General features: G+C 72.2%; 19 protein-coding genes. 11 read left to right on the top strand and 8 right to left on the bottom strand.

The features are described from left to right. Window positions 1-97: 97 nt before the first annotated feature. Window positions 98-1,705 carry a serine/threonine-protein kinase gene (locus tag BJ965_RS30715; protein ID WP_184917688.1) on the top strand — a complete coding sequence of 536 codons (1,608 nt, stop codon included), beginning with the start codon at window positions 98-100 and terminating at the stop codon, window positions 1,703-1,705. A 4-nt stretch (window positions 1,706-1,709) separates the two neighbouring features. Here the strand turns inward: BJ965_RS30715 and BJ965_RS30710 are convergent, their stop codons facing one another. After that, window positions 1,710-2,516, bottom strand: coding sequence for an SGNH/GDSL hydrolase family protein (locus tag BJ965_RS30710; protein ID WP_184913156.1), 807 nt, complete (start codon window positions 2,514-2,516; stop codon window positions 1,710-1,712). Window positions 2,517-3,083: 567 nt separating this feature from the next. Between BJ965_RS30710 and BJ965_RS30705 the strand changes: the two genes are divergently transcribed. The 5 genes from BJ965_RS30705 (at window position 3,084) to BJ965_RS30685 (ending at window position 7,676) form a co-directional block, all read left to right on the top strand. Beyond that, window positions 3,084-3,905, top strand: a complete 822-nt coding sequence (locus BJ965_RS30705) for a glycosyltransferase family 2 protein (protein ID WP_184913154.1) — start codon at window positions 3,084-3,086, stop codon at window positions 3,903-3,905. Beyond that, window positions 3,902-4,900 carry a glycosyltransferase family 2 protein gene (locus tag BJ965_RS30700; RefSeq protein WP_184913152.1) on the top strand — a complete coding sequence of 333 codons (999 nt, stop codon included), beginning with the start codon at window positions 3,902-3,904 and terminating at the stop codon, window positions 4,898-4,900. The genes BJ965_RS30705 and BJ965_RS30700 overlap by 4 nt, the downstream gene beginning before the upstream one ends. A gap of 25 nt (window positions 4,901-4,925) precedes the next feature. Then, on the top strand, window positions 4,926-5,699 hold the full coding sequence (locus BJ965_RS30695; RefSeq protein ID WP_184917685.1) for a polysaccharide deacetylase family protein: 774 nt from the start codon (window positions 4,926-4,928) through the stop codon (window positions 5,697-5,699). Between the two features lie 75 nt (window positions 5,700-5,774). Continuing rightward, the gene (locus BJ965_RS30690; RefSeq protein WP_184913149.1) at window positions 5,775-6,869 is read left to right on the top strand and encodes a DUF5925 domain-containing protein; all 1,095 of its coding nucleotides are present in this window, start codon (window positions 5,775-5,777) and stop codon (window positions 6,867-6,869) included. 33 nt (window positions 6,870-6,902) lie between these two features. Next, window positions 6,903-7,676 (top strand): DUF72 domain-containing protein, encoded by a 774-nt coding sequence (locus BJ965_RS30685; protein ID WP_184913147.1) that lies wholly within the window; start codon window positions 6,903-6,905, stop codon window positions 7,674-7,676. A gap of 237 nt (window positions 7,677-7,913) precedes the next feature. On the opposite strand, the gene BJ965_RS30680 is transcribed toward BJ965_RS30685, so the two are convergent. Next, the gene (locus BJ965_RS30680) at window positions 7,914-8,282 is read right to left on the bottom strand and encodes a GntR family transcriptional regulator (RefSeq protein WP_184913146.1); all 369 of its coding nucleotides are present in this window, start codon (window positions 8,280-8,282) and stop codon (window positions 7,914-7,916) included. Window positions 8,283-8,353: 71 nt separating this feature from the next. Here BJ965_RS30680 and BJ965_RS30675 point away from each other — a divergent pair, with 71 nt between their 5' ends. Together BJ965_RS30675 and BJ965_RS30670 are read left to right on the top strand one after the other, a co-directional pair. Next, the gene (locus BJ965_RS30675; RefSeq protein ID WP_184913143.1) at window positions 8,354-9,283 is read left to right on the top strand and encodes a GNAT family N-acetyltransferase; all 930 of its coding nucleotides are present in this window, start codon (window positions 8,354-8,356) and stop codon (window positions 9,281-9,283) included. Next, the gene (locus BJ965_RS30670) at window positions 9,264-9,764 is read left to right on the top strand and encodes a DUF402 domain-containing protein (protein WP_184913141.1); all 501 of its coding nucleotides are present in this window, start codon (window positions 9,264-9,266) and stop codon (window positions 9,762-9,764) included. Before BJ965_RS30675 ends, BJ965_RS30670 begins: the two co-directional genes overlap by 20 nt. Here the strand turns inward: BJ965_RS30670 and BJ965_RS30665 are convergent. Next, window positions 9,723-10,355 carry a class I SAM-dependent methyltransferase gene (locus BJ965_RS30665; protein ID WP_184913139.1) on the bottom strand — a complete coding sequence of 211 codons (633 nt, stop codon included), beginning with the start codon at window positions 10,353-10,355 and terminating at the stop codon, window positions 9,723-9,725. The genes BJ965_RS30670 and BJ965_RS30665 overlap by 42 nt on opposite strands. 139 nt (window positions 10,356-10,494) lie before the next feature. Here BJ965_RS30665 and BJ965_RS39990 point away from each other — a divergent pair, with 139 nt between their 5' ends. Next, window positions 10,495-10,629, top strand: coding sequence for a hypothetical protein (locus BJ965_RS39990; protein WP_281402949.1), 135 nt, complete (start codon window positions 10,495-10,497; stop codon window positions 10,627-10,629). Window positions 10,630-10,674: 45 nt separating this feature from the next. Here BJ965_RS39990 and BJ965_RS30660 read toward each other — a convergent pair whose 3' ends face one another. Further along, window positions 10,675-11,124, bottom strand: coding sequence for a GNAT family N-acetyltransferase (locus BJ965_RS30660; RefSeq protein ID WP_184913137.1), 450 nt, complete (start codon window positions 11,122-11,124; stop codon window positions 10,675-10,677). Between the two features lie 181 nt (window positions 11,125-11,305). Here BJ965_RS30660 and BJ965_RS30655 point away from each other — a divergent pair, with 181 nt between their 5' ends. Further along, entirely contained in the window at window positions 11,306-12,328 is a 1,023-nt protein-coding gene (locus BJ965_RS30655; RefSeq protein ID WP_184913135.1) for a lytic polysaccharide monooxygenase auxiliary activity family 9 protein, read from the top strand. A gap of 109 nt (window positions 12,329-12,437) precedes the next feature. Here BJ965_RS30655 and BJ965_RS30650 read toward each other — a convergent pair whose 3' ends face one another. After that, the gene (locus BJ965_RS30650) at window positions 12,438-13,298 is read right to left on the bottom strand and encodes an esterase/lipase family protein (protein ID WP_184913133.1); all 861 of its coding nucleotides are present in this window, start codon (window positions 13,296-13,298) and stop codon (window positions 12,438-12,440) included. Between the two features lie 172 nt (window positions 13,299-13,470). Next, window positions 13,471-13,917: a MarR family winged helix-turn-helix transcriptional regulator gene (locus tag BJ965_RS30645; protein WP_184913131.1), complete on the bottom strand. Its 447-nt coding sequence runs from the start codon at window positions 13,915-13,917 to the stop codon at window positions 13,471-13,473. Between the two features lie 79 nt (window positions 13,918-13,996). Between BJ965_RS30645 and BJ965_RS30640 the strand changes: the two genes are divergently transcribed. Further along, on the top strand, window positions 13,997-14,371 hold the full coding sequence (locus BJ965_RS30640; protein ID WP_184913129.1) for a cupin domain-containing protein: 375 nt from the start codon (window positions 13,997-13,999) through the stop codon (window positions 14,369-14,371). Between the two features lie 16 nt (window positions 14,372-14,387). On the opposite strand, the gene BJ965_RS30635 is transcribed toward BJ965_RS30640, so the two are convergent. Then, window positions 14,388-15,371, bottom strand: coding sequence for a DNA polymerase Y family protein (locus BJ965_RS30635; RefSeq protein ID WP_184913126.1), 984 nt, complete (start codon window positions 15,369-15,371; stop codon window positions 14,388-14,390). Next, window positions 15,368-18,895 carry a DNA polymerase III subunit alpha gene (locus tag BJ965_RS30630; RefSeq protein ID WP_184913125.1) on the bottom strand — a complete coding sequence of 1,176 codons (3,528 nt, stop codon included), beginning with the start codon at window positions 18,893-18,895 and terminating at the stop codon, window positions 15,368-15,370. Before BJ965_RS30630 ends, BJ965_RS30635 begins: the two co-directional genes overlap by 4 nt. Window positions 18,896-19,003: the final 108 nt, after the last annotated feature.

Below are 19,003 nucleotides of genomic sequence, written 5' to 3'. Positions count from 1 at the left end.
GTGAGGAAAACCGACCTCATGGGGAAGACACACCCCATGAAGATTTCGCCCGGCTGCGAATGGGGGCGCCGTGTTCGAAGAACCGGGCCATGAGCGTGTGATCGCGGGCCGCTACCGGCTCCTGGCACCGCTGGGCGAGGGTGGCATGGGAACGGTGTGGCGCGCCCGCGACGAGGTGCTGAACCGCGAGGTCGCCGTCAAGGAGGTGCGCGCCCCGTCCGGCCTCGCGGGTGACGACGTGCAGCGGATGTACGCGCGACTGGAGCGGGAGGCGTGGGCGGCGGCCCGGGTCGCCAACCGCAACGTCGTGACCGTGTACGACGTGGCCACGGACGACGGCCGGCCGTGGATCGTCATGGAGCTGGTCCGCGGCCTCTCCCTGGCCGAGGTCCTCGACGCCGAGGGCCCGATGGCACCGCAGCGCGCCGCGCACATCGGCGCCGAGGTGCTGGCCGCGCTGCGGTCCGCGCACGAGGCCGGGGTGCTGCACCGCGACGTGAAGCCGGCCAACGTGCTGATCTCCAACGACGGCCGGATCGTGCTCACCGACTTCGGCATCGCCATGGTCGAGGGCAGTTCGGCGCTGACCATGACCGGTGAGGTCATCGGCTCGCCCGAGTTCCTCGCCCCGGAGCGGGCCCTGGGCCGTACACCGGGCCCGGAGTCGGACCTGTGGTCGCTCGGGGTGCTGCTGTACGCGGCGGTCGAGGGCCACTCCCCCTTCCGGCACGACACCCCGCTGAGCACGCTGCGGGCGATCGTCGACGAGGAGTTGCCGCCGCCGTACCGGGCCGGGCCGCTCGCCCCGGTGATCGAGGGGCTGCTGCGCAAGGATCCGGAGCAGCGGTTGCCGCCCGAGCGGGCCGAGGAGGATCTGCGGGTCGTCGCCGCGGGCGGTGCGCCGCGCGCGGACACCACACGGGCGGTTCCGTTCGCGCCGACCGCCGTGGGCCATCCCGAGCCCGCGCCCACTCCCCCGATGCCCTTCCCCGGCCGTTCGGCGTCCGGGCCGGCCGCGACCACGACGGCCACCGGCCGGGACGGGGAGCGCAGGGCCGGGCGGGTGCTGGTCGCGGGCGTGATCGCACTGGCGCTCGCGGTGGGCGGGCTGACGTACGTGCTGCTGAACGACGGGGACGGTTCCGACGGCAACGACCAGGGCGCGGGGAACGGTACGCCGACGGCGACCAAGAGTCCGCCGCCGAACACCGGGACGGAGAAGTCCAGCCCGTCCCCGACCCCGACGCCGAGCGAGTCGAAGGAGAGCAGTGCGCCGCCGCAGTCGGTGCGGGTCGCCCTGCAGGGCCGGCGCACGGACTACTCGGGCCCGTGTCCGCCGCCGAACGCCCGGGCGCCCGAGTTCACGGCGACACTCACGGTGGGCCGGCTGCCGGCCGAGGTGAGCTACCGCTGGGTGACCCAGGACGGCCAGGTGCTCGACGGGGGCTGGAAGACGCTGTCGTTCGCCGAGGGCGGCGGCCGTTCGAAGCGGGACACGGTGCGGGTGACGACCGAGGAGGAGAGCGGGACGTTCGAGAACGAGATCGGCGTCGAGGTGCGCGAGCCGGTGCGGACGACGTCCGAGTCGGTGCCGTTCTCGGTGACGTGCGAGACGGAGACCCCGACGGGCGGGGCCTCCCCTTCTCCCTCCGGCTCGGACCCGGGCTCGGATCCGGAGTCGAACTCGGACCCGGACTCCGGGTGAGCGGTCAGTCGTTGCTGTTGAGCACGGGCAGGTAGCCGCCCGACTGGCCGGGGGCCTTCGGATGGTACGACTCGCCGATGTTCAGCCAGCTGACGCTGTGCAGCCAGGAGTCGCCGGAGCAGATCTCGTGGCCGGTGAAGGTGGTGCGTACGTCGCCGAACGCGAAGCCGTGGTTCGCGGCGCGCTTGGCGATGGTGGTGTTGAGGTGGTCGGAGGCGTCGTTGATGGCCTTGCGCTTGGTCTCGGACAGACCGAGGCAGGTGGCGCCGAGCTTGTAGAAGCGGGGGTAGCCGAGGACGACGACCCGGGCGGCGGGGGCCTTGGAGCGGATGGCCGAGTACACACCGTCGAGCTTGCCGGGCAGTGTGGAGTCCACGTATGCCCGGGCGGTGTTGATACGGGAGACGCAGGAGCTGTCGGACTGGGTCACGCAGGTCGTCATGACGTCGGCGAATCCGGCGTCGTTGCCGCCGACGCTGATGGAGACGAGGGCGGTGGAGGCGCTGAGCGGAGTGAGCTGACCCGCCAGAACATCACCCGTTCGGGCGCCCGAGCAGGCGGTGAAGTCGAAGGTCGAGGGTGAGTGGGCGGCGGCCCAGAGGTAGGGATAGGCCTGGGTGCTGCGCTTGCAGTCGCCGCTGGAACTGATGTAGCTGCCGGCTCCGACTCCCGAGGAATAGGAGTCACCGAGCGCCACGTAGCCGCCAGTTGCGGCGAGTGAGGACGCCTGCGCCGTCGCTGCCCCGGTCAGGGCGGTGCCGACGGCGAGGAGGAGCGAGCTCACGAGGACGACAAGTCGGGAACGTCTCATGGAACCTCCCTTTAGCAGGATCTCTGCCATAACCGTCGTAGCAGCTACGCGTGTTGACAGGAAGTGTTCATGCCAAGTCTGTTGCGACTCCTGCACATCGCGGACATCTGAACATGCGTTCCCCGCAGGCCCTGATCGCCTCCGGGGAACGCATGTTTATGGGACGGGAACGTGCAACTTGCGTCGCGCAAGGCACCTGACGCAACGGCCAAACCAACAAAAACGTGAACGGCCGTTCCAGGTCTTGCCATACGGGTTCAATCGTCAATACCGTCATACATCTCACCCGCATCGGTCCGTCAGTACGCGGCTCTAGGGGAGGGCTCAAGGACCGCGACGAACCGGCGCGGGGCGCGGTAGGGGGGTGCCGTGCTCGGTGATCTGCAACTGTCTCCGGGCCGTGCCGCGCGGTCGGCTGCCGTTTTCGCCGCCGGCCAGCTTTGCCAGCTCACCCGGCGTGCCCGAAGCTCCATGTCGGCGTGCCTCGAGTGAGAACCCCCCTTTCGAACCGGACTGGATCCGGACTGCCCTGGGGGGGCGGTCCACCGGACGAGAGGGACCAGACTCATGAGCTCAGTTCTGCAGCCGGCCGCCGCGGAGCAGCATCCGCCGGTCGCCGGGAAGTACCGGCCCGTCTCCTCGCACCTGGCCATAGCGCCGCCGGTGAGCGTGGTCATCCCGGCGATGAACGAGGCGGAGAACCTTCCGTACGTCTTCAAGACACTGCCCGACTGGATCCACGAAGTGGTCCTGGTCGACGGCAACTCCACCGACAACACCGTCCAGGTGGCCCGCGAGCTGTGGCCCGAGGTGAAGGTCGTCGAACAGCGCGGCAAGGGCAAGGGCGACGCCCTGATCACCGGGTTCCAGGCCTGCACCGGCGACATCATCGTGATGATCGACGCGGACGGCTCGGCGGACGGGGGCGAGATCCTCAGTTACGTCTCCGCCCTGGTCTCCGGCGCGGACTTCGCCAAGGGCTCCCGCTTCGCCAACGGCGGCGGCACCGACGACATGACCTTCATCCGCAAGCTCGGCAACTGGGCGCTGTGCACGGCCGTCAACCGCAAGTTCGGCGCCCGCTACACCGACCTCTGCTACGGCTACAACGCGTTCTGGAGGCACTGCCTCGACAAGATCGACCTCGACTGCACCGGCTTCGAGGTCGAGACCCTGATGAACATCCGCGTCGTCAAGGCCGGGCTCAGGGTGCAGGAGATCCCGAGCCACGAGTACCTCCGCATTCACGGCGTCAGCAATCTGCGGGCCGTGCGGGACGGCCTGCGCGTACTCCGGGTGATCCTTCAGGAACGCTCCAACCGCCGTGCGCTGCGCCGCCGTTCGCCCCATTCGCCGATGCCGGCCGCGATGCGGGGAGAGGTGTCTTGAGCGGTCCCGGCATCTCCGTCGTGATCTGCGCGTACACCGAGGACCGCTGGGAGGACATCCTCGCCGCGGTCTCCTCGGTCCACGCGCAGTCGCGGCCGGCCCTGGAGACACTGCTGGTCGTCGATCACAACGAAACGCTCCGGGAGCGGCTGGCCAAGGAGTACAAGGAGTCCTCCGACGATGCCGTGGTGCGGGTGCTCGCCAACGCGGGCCCCCGCGGTCTGTCCGCGGGCCGCAACACCGGCATCGCCGCGGCCCGCGGCGAGATCGTGGCCTTCCTCGACGACGACGCCGTGGCCGAGCGCGACTGGCTGCGGCACTTCGCCGAGGCGTACACCGACGAGCGGGTGATGGCGGTGGGCGGGCGCACGGTGCCGGTCTGGGCCTCGGGGCGGCGCCCGCACTGGTTCCCGGAGGAGTTCGACTGGGTGGTGGGCTGCACGTACCGGGGCCTGCCGCGCGGCCGGGTGCGGGTGCGCAACGTGCTCGGCGGCAACGCCTCGTTCCGCCGCAGCGCCTTCGACACGGCGGGCGGCTTCGCCACCGGCATCGGCAGGGACGGCGACAAACGCCCGCTGGGCTGTGAGGAGACGGAACTGTGCATCCGCCTCAGCCGCGCCCGGCCCGACGCCGTGCTGCTGATCGACGACCGGGCGGTGATCCACCACCGGGTGCCCGAGATCCGCGAGCACTTCCGCTACTTCCGCACCCGCGCCTACGCCGAGGGCCTCTCCAAAGCCCTGGTGGCGCGCAGCGTCGGCGCCGAGAAGGGCCTGGAGTCGGAACGCCGGTACGCCACGCGGGTCCTGCCGGCCGGGGTGGCCCGGGGACTGCGGGACGCCCTGCTGGCCCGGCCGGGCGGTGCGGGCCGGGCGGGGGCGATCGTGGCCGGGGTGCTGACGGCGGCGGGCGGTTACGTCGTCGGCAGCGTCCGGGCGCGCCGGGGCGGGACCACGTTCCGGGTGCCCGAGGTGGAGGTGGCGGCCCGTGAGTGACACCGACGTACGCGTACCGATCCTCATGTACCACGCGGTGGCGACCGACCCGAACGAGGCGACCCGCGCCCTGTCGGTGACCCCGGAGGCGTTCGCCGAGCAGATGGCGGTGCTCGCCGACCGGGGCCTCACGCCGGTCACCACGGCCCAACTGGCGGCGTGCTGGCGCTCCGGCCGCGCGCTGCCCGAGCGGCCGGTCCTCATCACCTTCGACGACGGCTACGAGGGCGTGCACCGGCACGCCCTCCCCGCCCTCGCCAAGCACGGCTTCCCGGCCACCCTGTTCGTCTCGACCGGGTGGCTCAGGGGGCCGTACGACACGGGGGGCGGCCTGGACACCATGCTGGACTGGGACCAGGTCCGCGAACTCGCCGCGGCGGGCGTCGAGATCGGCGGGCACAGCCACAGCCACCCGCAGCTCGACCAGGTCTCCGACGCCACCCTGCGGTTCGAGCTGATCCACTGCAAGGAGATCGTCTCGGACCAACTGGGCACCGTCCCGGCCTCGTTCGCCTACCCCTACGGCTACTCCAGCCGCCGGGTCCGGCAGGCGGTGCGCGAGACGGGCTACGCCCAGGCCCTCGCCGTCGGCAACGGCCTCGCGCGGCGCGCGCAGGGGCCGTACGCGCTGCGGCGGGTGACGGTGCGCCGCAGCACGGAGATCGAGGAGTTCGAGCGGGTCGTCGAGGGCCGCGCGATCGCCCGTACGTTCGCCGGGGACCGTGCCCTGACCAAGGGGTACGCCGTCGTCCGCAGGGTTCGGCAGGCTCGCCGGCTGGTCTCCCGCTCCATGCGCTGACCTGCACGGGGGCGACATGCCGCGTGCACCTGGAAACCGGGTGCACGCGGCGTCCCCGTGCCGGATCATGGCGGCATGTCTGGAAACCCGCACGAGGCGCTGCCGATCCGGCTCAACGTCGACGACTCCGACTCCCCGTCCGACGTCGTCGACGCGCTGTTCCTCGGCCGCTTCGCGACGGGCGAGCAGCCGTTCTCCCACGCGGTGAACATCGACCGGGTGCGGTCCGGGGCGACGCTGATGCCGCCCGGCGCCCGGGTGCTGCGCGTCGCCCGGGACGACGACCGCAGCGCGACGCTCGCCGAGGGCGACGGCTGGACGCTGCTGGTCTCCCGCTGGAACCGGGGCGCCGACGTCACGGTGACGGCGACCGGCGAGGAACTCGCGAAGAAGATCCTCGACCAGGCCACGGACGGCGCGGCCGACGAGCCCGAACCGCAGCCGGAGAACGTCACGATGGGCTTCTGGTACGTCTCCCCGCGCCGGGGTCCGCACCGCACCACCCGCCAGATCGCGGCGGGCACCTGGGACGAGGTCCGGCCCAACTACACCGCGCCGGTGGCGGATGCCATGGACCGCCTGTTGAAGACGACTCCCGAGGACATCGCGGGCCGGCTCCTGCTGCTGCACGGCCCGCCGGGCACCGGCAAGACGTCGGCGCTGCGGACGCTGGCCCGGTCCTGGCGGGACTGGTGCCAGGTGGACTGCGTCCTGGACCCCGAGCGGCTCTTCTCCGACGTCGGCTACCTCATGGACATCGCCATCGGCGAGGAGGACGCGACGGGCAAGGGCCGTTGGCGGCTGCTGCTCCTGGAGGACTGCGACGAGCTGATCCGCGGCGAGGCCAAGCACACGGCGGGGCAGGCGCTGTCGAGGCTGCTGAACCTGACGGACGGCCTGCTCGGGCAGGGCCGCAACGTCCTGGTCGGTGTCACGACCAACGAGGACCTGGAGCGCCTGCACCCGGCCGTGGTGCGCCCGGGCCGCTGTCTCGCCCGGATCGAGGTCGGTCCGCTGACCCGCCGCGAGGCGGTGACCTGGCTGGGGCAGGAGGAGGGCGTCGGCCGCGAGGGCGCGACGCTGGCGGAGCTGTACGCGCTGCGCCGGGGCACGTCCCCGACGTCCCTGCCGGAGCCGCGCGGGGGCGTCGACGCGGGGCTGTATCTGTAGGAGCTCCACGGCCGCCGGTGCTTTGATAGGGATATGACCCTGTTCGTCGGCACGTCCGGGTGGCAGTACAAGGACTGGCGGGACGTCCTGTACCCGTCCGGGCTGCCGATGCGGCTCTGGCTGGAGGAGTACACGCGGCACTTCGCCACCGTCGAGATCAACAACGCCTTCTACCGGCTGCCCGCGCGCGAGACGTTCGAGGACTGGCGGGGGCGGGTGCCCGGGGACTTCGTCGTGGCGGTGAAGGCGAGCCGCTATCTGACGCACATCAAGCGGCTCAAGGACCCCGAGGAGCCGGTGCACCGTCTGATGAGCCACGCGGCGGGCCTCGGCGACCGGCTCGGCCCGGTCCTGCTCCAGCTGCCGCCCACCCTGCGCGCCGACCCGGGCCTGCTGGACGCGTGCCTGGCCTGCTTCCCGGCCTCGACCCGGGTCGCGGTCGAGCCGCGCCACGACTCCTGGTGGACACCCGAGGTCCGCCGCGTCCTGGAGTCGCGGCGCGCCGCCCTGTGCTGGGCCGACATCCTGGCCCGCCCCGCGACACCCCTGTGGCGCACCACCGACTGGGGCTACGTCCGCTTCCACCAGGGCCGTGCCCGGCCCTGGCCCCGCTACGGCCGCCGCTCGCTGGCCACCTGGCTCGACCGCATCGCCACGACCTGGTCCGACGGCGAGGACGTCCACGCGTACTTCAACAACGACCCGGGCGGCGCGGCGGTGGAGGACGCGATGGCGTTCGCACGGGCGGGGAGGTCTGCGGGGCTGGACATCACGCGGACGCCCGAGCGTCTGGCGCGGGCCGGCTGAACCGGACCTTCCTCTCCGCTGCGGCGGCGCTCGCCACGACGGTGTGCGGCGGAAGGCCGTAAGTCGGCTGCGGCGCCGTTCCGGCCGGTCGCGCAGTTCCCCGCGCCCCTTGAGGGCGTCGCCCTGGGGGCGTGGGGCTGTATCGATGTGCGGCTCCGCCGCGTGAGCGCGAACAACCCACCGGCCCACAGCCGGACGCTCCCGCACAAGGCCCACCCCGACCAGCAGCCCGACGCCCTACTTCCCGTAAGCCGCCCGCAGGGCGTCCCGTACCGCCGCCAGCGCATCGGCCTCCGCGAGCCCGAGCCTCCTGGCGCGCTCCGCGTAGGCCTGGGCTGCCGACGCCAGCTCGCGGTCGGCCGCCGCGCCGGCGGCGGCCACGAACGTGCCGTTGCGGCCCCGCGTCTCGATCACCCCGTCCGCCTCCAGCGCCCGGTACGCCTTGGCGACCGTGTTCGCGGCGAGGCCCAGCGACTCGGCCAGCCCCCGCACGGTCGGCAGCCGGTACCCCACCGGCAGCGCACCCGACCGCGCCTGCTCGGAGATCCTCGCCCGCACCTGTTCGTAGGGCGGGGCGCTGTCGTCGATGTCGATCTTCAAGGTCACAGGCCGATTGTCGCGCACCCGGCGGAAAATGAGAGGCACCCCGGTCGCCTCCACGCGTACCGTGCGCCTCCATGACCGTGATCGTGCGTGACCTGCGCCCCGACGTCCCGGCCGACGCCGAGGGCTTCTCCACCACCCGCCGCCTCGCCCTTCCGTACATGCTCTCCACGCCCGAGTCGGTGGTGCACACCCTGACGCACGCCCACCCGGACGCCCACTTCGGGCAGCTCGTCGCCGAGGAGGACGGCGAGATCATCGGCACGGCCCAGGTCCATGTCGCCCACGACAGCCCGGACCCCGGACAGGGCTCCGCCAACATCTATGTGCGTCCCGGTCACAGGAACCGCGGCGCCGGTTCGCTCCTGCTGCGCACCGCCGAGGAGCGCCTGGGGCGTCTGGGCGTCACGAAGCTGTTCACCTGGGTGCTGGACGAGCCGGACAACCGCGCCTTCGCCGAGCGCCACGGGTTCCGGGCCAGCCGTTCCGCCTGGTTCCTGCGCCTGGACCTGGCGACGGGCACGCTGCCGCCCCGAGCGGACCTCCCCTCCGGCGTCGAGCTGCGCACGGCCGCCGACTTCGCGGACGACCCGCGCCCGGTGTTCGAACTGGACGCGGCGACGTCGTCGGACGAACCGAGCGACATCGACGTCGAGTTCACCGACTACGAGGCCTGGCTGGAGGAGCACTGGAAGCACCCGCTCCTGAACCGCGACCTGACCACGGTCGCGGTAGTCGACGGCCGCCCCGCCGCGTTCAGCGTGGCGTACACCGACGGCGACTCCCGCTACGGCACCGCCATGACCGGCACCGCCCGGGAGTTCCGCGGCCGGGGCCTGGCGAAGCTCGCCAAGAACGACTCCCTGCACCGCGCCCGCGCGGCGGGATACACGGAGGCGTTCACCGGCAACGACACCGGCAACGAGCCGATGATCGCCATCAACAAGTGGTTCGGCTACGAGATCTGCGCGAAGGAAGTGCGCCATGTCCGCGAACTCGGCTGACCGGCCCCCGCAGCTGGAGGTCGTGCTCGTCAAGGCGGGCCGTACGAAGATCCGTTACACCGGTGAGCTGCTGGCGGACGACGGCACGCGCGTGGCGGTCCGCGCACCCTGGGCCGGCTCGGGCGTCCGCGACTTCGGGTTCGTGCGCTTCGAGCCCGGGGACGTCTTCACGGAGTACTACTGGCGCGACCGCTGGTACGCGGTGAAGGAGGTCCGCTCCGCCACGGGCGCGCTGAAGGGCTGGTACTGCGACGTCACCCGCCCGGCTCGGCGCTCCGGTGCGGAGCTGGTGGTGGAGGATCTCGACCTGGATCTGTGGCGCTCCGCGGACGGCACGGACGTACGGCGCCTGGACGAGGACGAGTTCGCCGAGAGCGGCCTCGGCGCGTCGGATCCGGAGGCGGCGCGGGCCGCCCTGGCCGCGCTCGACGAACTGGAGTCACTGGCCCGGGGCGGCGGGCTCACCGCGCTCCTGGCCTGACGGGCGGACCTCGGCGACCACCGCGTACCGCTCGTCCGTCACCTCCCCGCCCCACAGCAGCGGGTCGTCCGAGAGCCGCTCCACACGCACCGGTCCGGCGATCGGGCCGAGCAGCGCGGTGAGCCGCTCGGCCGGTATGCCGACCGGCTCGATGCCGCCCCACACGCCCTCGACCAGCACGAGTCTGCCGTCCGGCCGCAGCAGCCCGCGCCAGTGCCGCAGGGCGCGGCCGGGGTCGGGCAGGGCCCACAGGACGTGCCGGACGAGCACGGCGTCGAAGCGCTCTTCCCCGACCGGCGGTACCGCCGCGTCACCGACGAGGAACACCGCGTCACGCCCGGCGAGCTTCTCGCGGGCGAGCGCCACCATGGCCGGGGAGAGGTCCACACCCGTCACCCGATGCCCCTGCTCGGACGCGAGGAGTGACAGGCTGCCGGTGCCGCAGCCGAGATCGAGGACGTCTCCCGCCCGTCCGGGCAGCCAGCCGCGCAGCCGTCCGGCCCAGGCGCGGCGCACCTGGGGGTCGCGCAGGCCGTGGTCCGGTTCCTCGTCGAAGGAGGCGGCCTCGGCGTCCCAGTCCACGTTCGTCATGGGCCCAAGAGTGACACCCGCCACTGACACCCGAATCGTGACTGCCGCCACTGACAGACCAGGAGCGATGAGTAACTCTCCCCCGAAAGGTCTACCTCCGTGAGAACGCGGAACCCGGTAGACCCTTAAGGAGGCCGCCATGCGCCGTGTGACCGTGCAGAAGCCCCTGAAGAAGACGGACGTCCGCCGGGTCCGCGAAGAGGCCGACGAGCGCCCCGTCGCGCGCCCGGAGGTCCGCAAGGACATCGCCCGCACCTGGTGGCCGGACGCCTGAGCGGCCGGTGCCGGTCATGAGACGCGCAGCAGCAGCCCGCAGGGGTCAGAGCAGTCGCTTGCGGTAGTGCACGCGGTCGTAGGGCCCGTCCACGCGACGCTCCACCAGTTCGTAGCCGTATCTCGGATAGATCTTCTGGTTCTCCCACATCAGCGCGTTCGTGTAGAGCCTGACCTCGGGCAGCCCGAGCGCACGCGCGTGTGCGTCCACGAACCGCAGCAGCCGCCGCCCCACTCCCCCGCCGTGCGCGGAGGGGTGGACGGCGATGATGTCGAGGAAGAGATGGTCCTCGAACGCCTCGACCACGACGAGCCCGGTCACGGGTTCGCCCGTCACGAACACCTTGCCCGCGGCCACGTTCGCCGCATGGTCCTCCTCCATGGGCTGCGGCACCCGCCCGATGCGCTCGATGTAGGGGCGGAACGCCGCGTCGATCACGTCCGCGACGACCGGTACGTCGGCGACCCCGGCCGGCCGGATCTCCTCGTCTGCCATGCCGCGACGGTACCTACCTGATGCCAGTCCGAACACTCCCTTAAGCGGGCCATAAGGATCTCCTCCACCCGCCCTCAGCAGGCGATTTCCCGGTCCTCACGGGCTAGCTTCGGACCACCCCACGGGATCCGGCGCACCCGGGCCCGGACCTGTCCCATGCACCGCTTCGAGGAGTTCCCGCATGCCCGCACGCCGCAAGGTAGCCACCGTCGCAGCCCTCGGCAGCCTCCCGCTCGCCCTGACCGCGCTGACGGCGGCCCCGGCCGCCGCGCACGGTTCGATGGGCGACCCGGTCAGCCGGGTCTCGCAGTGCTACGCCGAGGGCCCCGAGAGCCCGAAGTCGGCCGCGTGCAAGGCGGCGGTCGCGGCGGGCGGCACCCAGGCCCTCTACGACTGGAACGGCATCCGCATCGGCGACGCGGGCGGCCGGCACCAGCAGCTCATACCGGACGGCAAGCTCTGCAGCGCGGACAACGCGGAGTTCAAGGGGCTCGACCTCCCCCGCGCCGACTGGCCGGCGACCGGCGTCCGCAGCGGCTCGCACACCTTCAAGTACCGCGTGACGGCCCCGCACAAGGGCACCTTCAAGGTCTACATCACCAAGCCCGGCTACGACCCGGCCAAGCCGCTCGCCTGGAAGGACCTGGATCTCGCGAAGCCGGTCGCGACGTCCACCGACCCGGACGCCGCCGGCGGTTTCTACACCTTCTCCGGCACCCTGCCCCAGCGCTCCGGCAAGCACCTGCTGTACGCGGTCTGGCAGCGGTCGGACAGCCCGGAGGCGTTCTACTCCTGCTCGGACGTCAGCTTCGGCGGCGGTGACGGCGCGACAGGCGGCCGTGGCAGTGCGGCAGGCGTCGCCGCTCCGGCCCCGTCCGCCTCCGCTCCCAGCGAGAAGCAGATCGAGGACGGCAACGCCAAGTCGACCGTCGAGCACCACGGGCACGGTGACAACGACCCCGGCACCTCGGCGGAGCCGGCCGCGGCGCCGAAGGAGAGCACGCCGAACCGGCCGAAGACCGCCGCGCCCGCGCCCAACCGGCCCGAGGCGGCCGGTGCCACGGAGAACCTCGCCGAGACCGGCGGTGACAGCACCACCCCTTACGTCGCGGTCGGCGGCGCGGCGGCGCTGGCACTGGGCGCGTCGGCGCTGTTCCTCTCGGCCAGGCGCCGGACGGTGAGCGGCGGCCGGCAGGGTCGCTGACCCCCCACCGCCCCATGACCCGGGGCCTGTCCGGCGGCTCAGGCCGGACAGGCCCCGAAACGTTTCCGTGGCACGTGTCAGCGGGCGACACGCCAACGGATGACACGTGTCATTCGAAGGCCGAAAGGCAGGTGGTGGGCGTGGCGCGCCCCGGATCGAGGGCGTTGGCCACCTCATGGAAGACGACCCGGTCGAGCAGCCCGACGGCCACGTGCTCGGACAGGTCGACGGAGCACAGGTCCTGGAGCAGGACGTTGCGCACGTCCGGCCCGTTCAGGTATTGGCTGCGCCACGGTGTGACCACCTCGTCGTACTTGGTGGCGATGACGGTGTACCGCACGCCGGGCACGGTGTCGCCGCCCGCGTTGAGCTTGGTGAGGAAGGCGGAGCCGGTGACCTGGTCGGCGAGGGCGGGGGTGTTCTTCGACAGCAGGTCCGCCGCGCCCGGGAAGTAGGGCAGCAGCTCGGTGAAACCGTTCAGGTCGGTGCCGTGGTTGCTGGGCGCGATGCCGACCAGGGCGTTCACCTTGGCGGCTCCGCCGAGGAACTTCAGGTAGTAGCGGGGCATCATGCCGCCCTGCGAGTGCCCGACGAGGTCGGTCTCGGCCGCGCCGGTCGCGGAGAGCACCTTGTCGACGAAGTCCTTCAGCTGTCCGGCGGACTTCTCCGCGGGGCCGAGGCCGTGGAAGAAGGGGACGCCCTCCAGCCGGCCGTAGTCGAGGGAGAAGACGCAGTAGCCGCGGACCTTCAGATAGGGGGCGAGGCCCAGCCAGTTGTCGACGGAGTTCCCGAGGGTGCCGTGGACGAGGACGACGGGGCGGGGATGGTCGGCGGACGGCTTGCAGGAGTAGTCGTTCCAGCCGGAGCTCGGGGCACCGGCGGCCTGGGCGGTGGTGGCGGGGACGGTGAGGGCGGCGGCGGTCAGCAGCAGCGCGGACAGGGGTCTGAGGACGCGTTTCCAGGGCAGCATCGAGTGATCTCCTTGCGGCTCAAGGGGGATGCGACGGCACGGGGCCCTGTGATCCGGATCACGAGGATGCTGTTCACTCGTCAAGTTACGGGCGGGTAGTCAAACTGGGAAGTTACGCGTCAGTAAAAACTTGCAGTGATAACCGGCGCTCCAGGTCCCGGCCGGCACGCCCTCACCAGGCGGGCCGGATGGGCCCGTGCGGAGCGATCCGCAGCAACTGCCGCCCCAGCGAACGCACTTCCCGCTCCCCCAGCAGGTCCCCCCACTCCCGCACGACTTCCGCGGCCACCTCCTCCGCGGCCCGCGTACAGCCCCATCCCCGCTCGGTCAGCACGACCAGCCGCGCCCGCGCGTCCTCGGGATGCGGCCGCCGCTCGACGTACCCCTTGCGCACCATCTCGTCGACGAGCTGGCTCGCGGCCTGCTTGGTCACCCCGAGGTGGGCGGCGAGGTCGGTGACCGTGGCGCCGTCCGGGGCGAGCCGGGCGAAGGCGAAGCCGTGCGCGGGCCGCACCCCTTCGAAGCCACGGGCGAGCACGCCGTCATTGATGCGTTGCGTGAGCCCCCCGGCGACGGCGAGCAGGGCTGCGGAGAGGGCCATGGCCTCGGAGTTCTGCACGCATGCATTGAAACACCCTTGACGAGATGGTCAAGCGGCTTGACTATATAGTCAAGCTACTTGACCACTTGGAGGCACCGTGCCCATCGTCCGATCGTCCGAAGCCGTCGTCCACGAGATCCACGGCGCCCGTTTCGTCTCGTACGCCACCCCGGGCAGCGGCAGCAAGGAGCTGTGCGCCTGGCGCGGTGAGATCCCGGCCGGCCTCAAGGCGCCCGCGCACACGGTCAGCCGGGAGGAGATCTTCCATCTGCTCGACGGCGAGCTGCTGATCACCCTCGACGGCCGCACCGAGCGGATCGCCGCGGGCGACACGGTGATCATCAACCCCGGCGCCACCCTGACCGTCGAGAACCCGACCAGCCGGACCGCGTACTCCTGGGTCACCACCTCCATCGGCCTGGAGGCACGGCTGGCCGACGGCACCCGCATCGTGCCGCCGTGGGCCAACTGACGTCACAGGGAGGGAGCTACGCCGCCCGCCCCCCTAGTCCCCCGGGCATCACCGCCCGGGGCCCGAACTTCGCCCGCGCCTGGTCCGCGACCTCCTCGATGCGGCGGACCTTCTCGTCCACCGGGTCGAAGGTCAGCTGGTGGGAGGCCCGGTCGGCGGGGTCGAGCCCCTCGGCGCGCAGGGCGATCGCCCGCACCCGGGCCCGCTGGAGTCCCAGCGCCTCGTACATGCCGTACGCGGCCCTGGTCAGCGCCGGGGAGTGCGCGGTCGGTTCGGTCAGGGTGCGGCTGCGGGTGGTGGCGGACCGGTCGGCGTAGCGCACGGTGAGGGTGAGCGTGCGGCAGACCTTCTCCAGGGCGCGCAGCCGGGCACCGATCTCCTCGGCGGCCGACAGCAGCGCCCGGCGGTGCCGCTCCGGGTCCAGCTCGTCGCGTCCGAAGGGGCGTTCCGTCGCGAGGGACCGGGAGACGGCGTTCGACACGACCCGGCCGCGGTCGACGCCGTTCGCCTTCTCGCGCAGCTCACGGCCGGGCTTCGCGCCGATCAGCCGTTGCAGTGTGGACAGCGGTGCGGCGGCGACCCGGCCGAGGGTGTCGAGGCCGTAGTCGCCCAGCGTGCGGGCGGTCGCGGTGCCCACGCCGGGCAGTGCGGCGACGGGTTTGTCCGCGAGGAACTCCGCGATGGCGTCCGGCTCGCCGGGCACCGTACGCGTCACCCCGGGGGCGGCGTCGTCCAGCGCCATGCGGGCCAGCATCGGCCCGGGCCCGGTCCCGATCACGCAGTCGACGCCGTGCAGCGCGAGCGACCGCACCCGGATCACCGAGGCCAGTTCGACGGCGTCCCGCCGGAAGTACCGCTCGGCGCCACGCAGATCGGCCAGCGCCCCGTCCGGTGGCAGGGCCTGGACGACGGGGGTGAACTCCTCGAGCATCCCGAGCAGAGGGGGCAGATCCGCCTCGCTCGTCGGAGGCAGCTGGAAACGTACGCAGAGGATGGTCATCCCGCACTCCCCGGACTCTGATGCCACAACTTCCTTGTGTTCGCGGGCCCTTCGCCCGCCGGACGCAGATCGGCCCAGGGGTGCATCTCGTACCCCGTGGACATGCGGATCTTCCGCCGCTCCATCGGATCCTCGGCCGCGGAGCCCGTCGGCGCGGGCGCGCCGTCCGACCCGGCGAGCCGCCGCCGCGCGGCCCCCTCACCGTCGTCACCGGAACCGTCGCCGCCGGAACCCTCCTCGCCGGAGCCGCCGTCGCCGGAAGCACCGGGGCCGGAGCCGGCCAGCCGGGCCGCGACCCCCTCCAGCCCCTCCTCCCGGCGCACTTCCAGCAGGTCCGCGAGGTTCCAGGCGGCGGCGCCCACCACGCTGAGGCTGCGCGGGCCGCGGCGCTGCACCACCCCACGCACCAGCAGCAGCCAGGAGTGGAAGACGGTGTGGGCGCAGGCGTCGTGGGAGTCGTCGAAGAAGGCGAGGTCGACCAGGCCCGTGCCGTCGTCCAGGGTGGAGAAGATGACGCGCTTGCCGGACCGGATCGGCGGCGTCTGGGTGGCCGCCTTGGCGCCCGCGACCAGCACGGTCTCCCCGTGCCGTGCCTCGCGCAGCCGCCGCGCCGAGACGACGCCCAACTCGTCGAGGAAGGCACGGTGGTCGTCCATCAGATTGCGCGAGGCGTCCATGGACAGCACTCCGAGCTCGGCGCTGAGCCGCTCCGAGGAGGTGAGGTCGGGCAGCCCGGCCGGCGCGGTCCTGCGCCCCCCGGCCAACGGCAACTGGCCGCCGCCCCCGCCCCGGGCCCCCCGGTGCAGCTCGGTCAGATGCAGTTGCAGATCACGGCGGTTGGCGCCGAACGCGTCCAGCGCTCCCACCTGCGCGAGCCGCTGTGCCAGCGGACGACTGGGCCGGCCCCGCTCCCAGAAGTCGACCAGCGAGTCGTACGGCTGCCCCTCGGCGATCCGCGCCGCCTCGGCCTCGCTGATGCCGTGCACATCGGAGAGCGCCAGCCGCAGCCCCCATTTACCGGACACCAGTTCGATACGGTGTGCGACTCCCGACGCGTTCACGTCCAACGGCAGCACGGGCACCCCCCGCCGCCGCGCGTCCGCCAGCAGCAGCCGCTTCGGGTACATCCCGGGATCATGCGTCAGCAGCCCGGCGTAGAACGCGGCGGGGTGATGCGCCTTCAGCCACGCCGACTGGTACGTCGGCACGGCGAAAGCGACCGCGTGCGCCTTGCAGAAGCCGTAGCTGCCGAAGGCCTCGACGATCTCCCAGGTCCGCTGAATCGTTTCCGCGTCATACCCCCGGGCCGCCGCGTGCTGCGCGAACCACACCTTGATCCGCGCCTGCGACTCCACGTCCGACAACCCGCGCCGCACCCGGTCCGCCTCACCACGCCCGCAGCCGGTCATGATGTCGACGATGTCGATGATCTGCTCATGGAAGACCACGACCCCGTACGTGTCCCGCAGCGGCCCCTCCAGATCAGGGTGCGGATACCGGATCGGCGCCCGCCCGTGCCGCGCCTCGATGAACGGCCGCACCATGTCGGCGGCGACCGGCCCGGGCCGGAACAGCGAGATGTCGACGACGAGGTCGTGGAACGTGGCCGGCTGGAGCCGCCCGACCAGATCCCGCTGACCGGGCGACTCGATCTGGAAGCACCCGAGCGTCTCGGTGGACTGGATCAGCCGGTACGTCTCCGGATCCCCCGGCGGCAGGGCGTCCAGATCGACCCTCACCCCCGACACCCGTTCCACTTCCCCCACCGCGTGCGCCATGGCCGACTGCATCCGCACACCCAGCACATCGAGCTTCAGCAGCCCGAGGTCCTCGACGTCGTCCTTGTCGAACTGCGCCATCGGAAAGCCCTCGCCGCTGGTCGGCATGACCGGCGTACGCGCGAGCAGCGAGGCATCCGACAGCAGCACCCCGCACGGGTGCATGGCCACCCCGCGCGGCAGTGCGTCCAGCGCCTCGACCAGCTCCCACAGCCTCCCGTACTTCTCCTTCTCCCCGGCCAGCGCGCGCAGCTCGGGCAGCTCCTCCAGCGCCGCGCGGGCGTCCCGCGCCCGGATATGGGGAAAGGACTTGGCCACCCGGTCGATCTCGGCCGGGTCCATGGACAGGGCGGCCCCCACGTCCCGGATCGCATGCCGCACGCGATACGTCTCCGGCATCGCGACCGTCGCGACCCGCTCGGTGCCGAACCGGTCGATGATCGCGCGGTAGACCTCCAGCCGGCGCGCGGACTCCACGTCGATGTCGATGTCGGGCAGCACGACCCGCTCCTTCGACAGGAAGCGTTCCATCAGCAGCCGGTGCTCGATCGGATCGGCGTGCGCGATACCGAGCAGATGGTTGACGAGCGACCCGGCCCCGGACCCGCGGGCGGCGACCCGGACGCCCATCGTCCGTACGTCCTCCACCACCTGGGAGACGGTCAGGAAGTAGGAGGCGAATCCGTGGTGGGCGATGATGTCCAGCTCGTGGTGCATCCGCTCCCAGTACTCCCGCCGCCGGTCGTAGCCGCGCAGCACCATCCCGGCCGCCGCCCGCGAGGCCAGCGTCCGCTGGGCGGTGCGGCGTCCCGCGCCGACCAGATGCGGCTCGGGGAAGTGGACGGTGCCGATCCCGAGATCGTCCTCGGGGTCGACCAGACACTCGGCAGCCGTGGCCTGCGTCTGCTCCACCAGCCGGTGAGCGGTCTCCCGCCGGAACCCCGCGGCCTCCACGACCCGCTCCGCCACCGCGGCCATGTCCCCGGCGCCCTTGAGCCAGGCCGCACCGGAGTCCAGCCCCTTGGCCGGGTCGATGGGCACCAGCCGCCGGGCGGCGTCCAGCACGTCGGCGACCGGCCCGAGACCCGGGTCGGCGTACCGCACCGCGTTGCTGAGCACGGGCCGGATGCGCTGCTCGGCGGCGAACCCGACGGTACGGGCGGCCAGCCGCAGCGACCCCGGCCCCGTACCCTCCCGGCCGTGCCAGACGGCCTCCAGCCGCAGGTCGTCGCCGTAGACGTCCCGCCAGGGCGCGAGCAGCCGCGCCGCACGGTCGGGCCGCCCGGCGGCCAGGGCCCGCCCGACATCCGACGCGGGCCCGAGCAGCACGGTCAGCCCCTCGGCGTGATGGCGCCCCCAGGGCAGCAGGGGCGTCCCCTCCGCCTCATGGGCAGCCGAGACGAGCCGGCACAGCTCCCCCCACCCCCGGGCACCGTCCCGGGCGAGAAAGGTCACGCGGGGAGCCGACTCGTCGACAAAGGCACCACCCCGCACCGGGGTCCGCCGCCGACGCTCGACCGAGGGCGCCACACCCGCCACCGCCAGATCGGCCCCGAACAGCGGCCGGACCCCCGCTTTCCCGCAGGCCTTCGAGAACCGGACCGCGCCGGCGAGCGTGTCGCGGTCGGTCAGCGCGAGGGCGTCCATCCCCCGCTCGGAGGCACGCTCGGCCAGCCGCTCCGGGTGCGAGGCTCCATAACGCAACGAGAATCCGGAGACGGTGTGCAGATGCGTGAACCCCGGCACACGCACCTCCCGCACTCGTGAGCCACACCAGCTCTCGAACATCTGTTCCCAACTGCCTCACCCCCACCATACCCCCATCCTCGAATGTATGTGCGACATCCATTCGGC

Origin of the sequence: Streptomyces luteogriseus, assembly GCF_014205055.1 — a bacterium.
GTDB classification, from domain to species: Bacteria; Actinomycetota; Actinomycetes; order Streptomycetales; family Streptomycetaceae; genus Streptomyces; species Streptomyces luteogriseus.
This window is presented reverse-complemented; position numbering and strand designations above follow the sequence as displayed.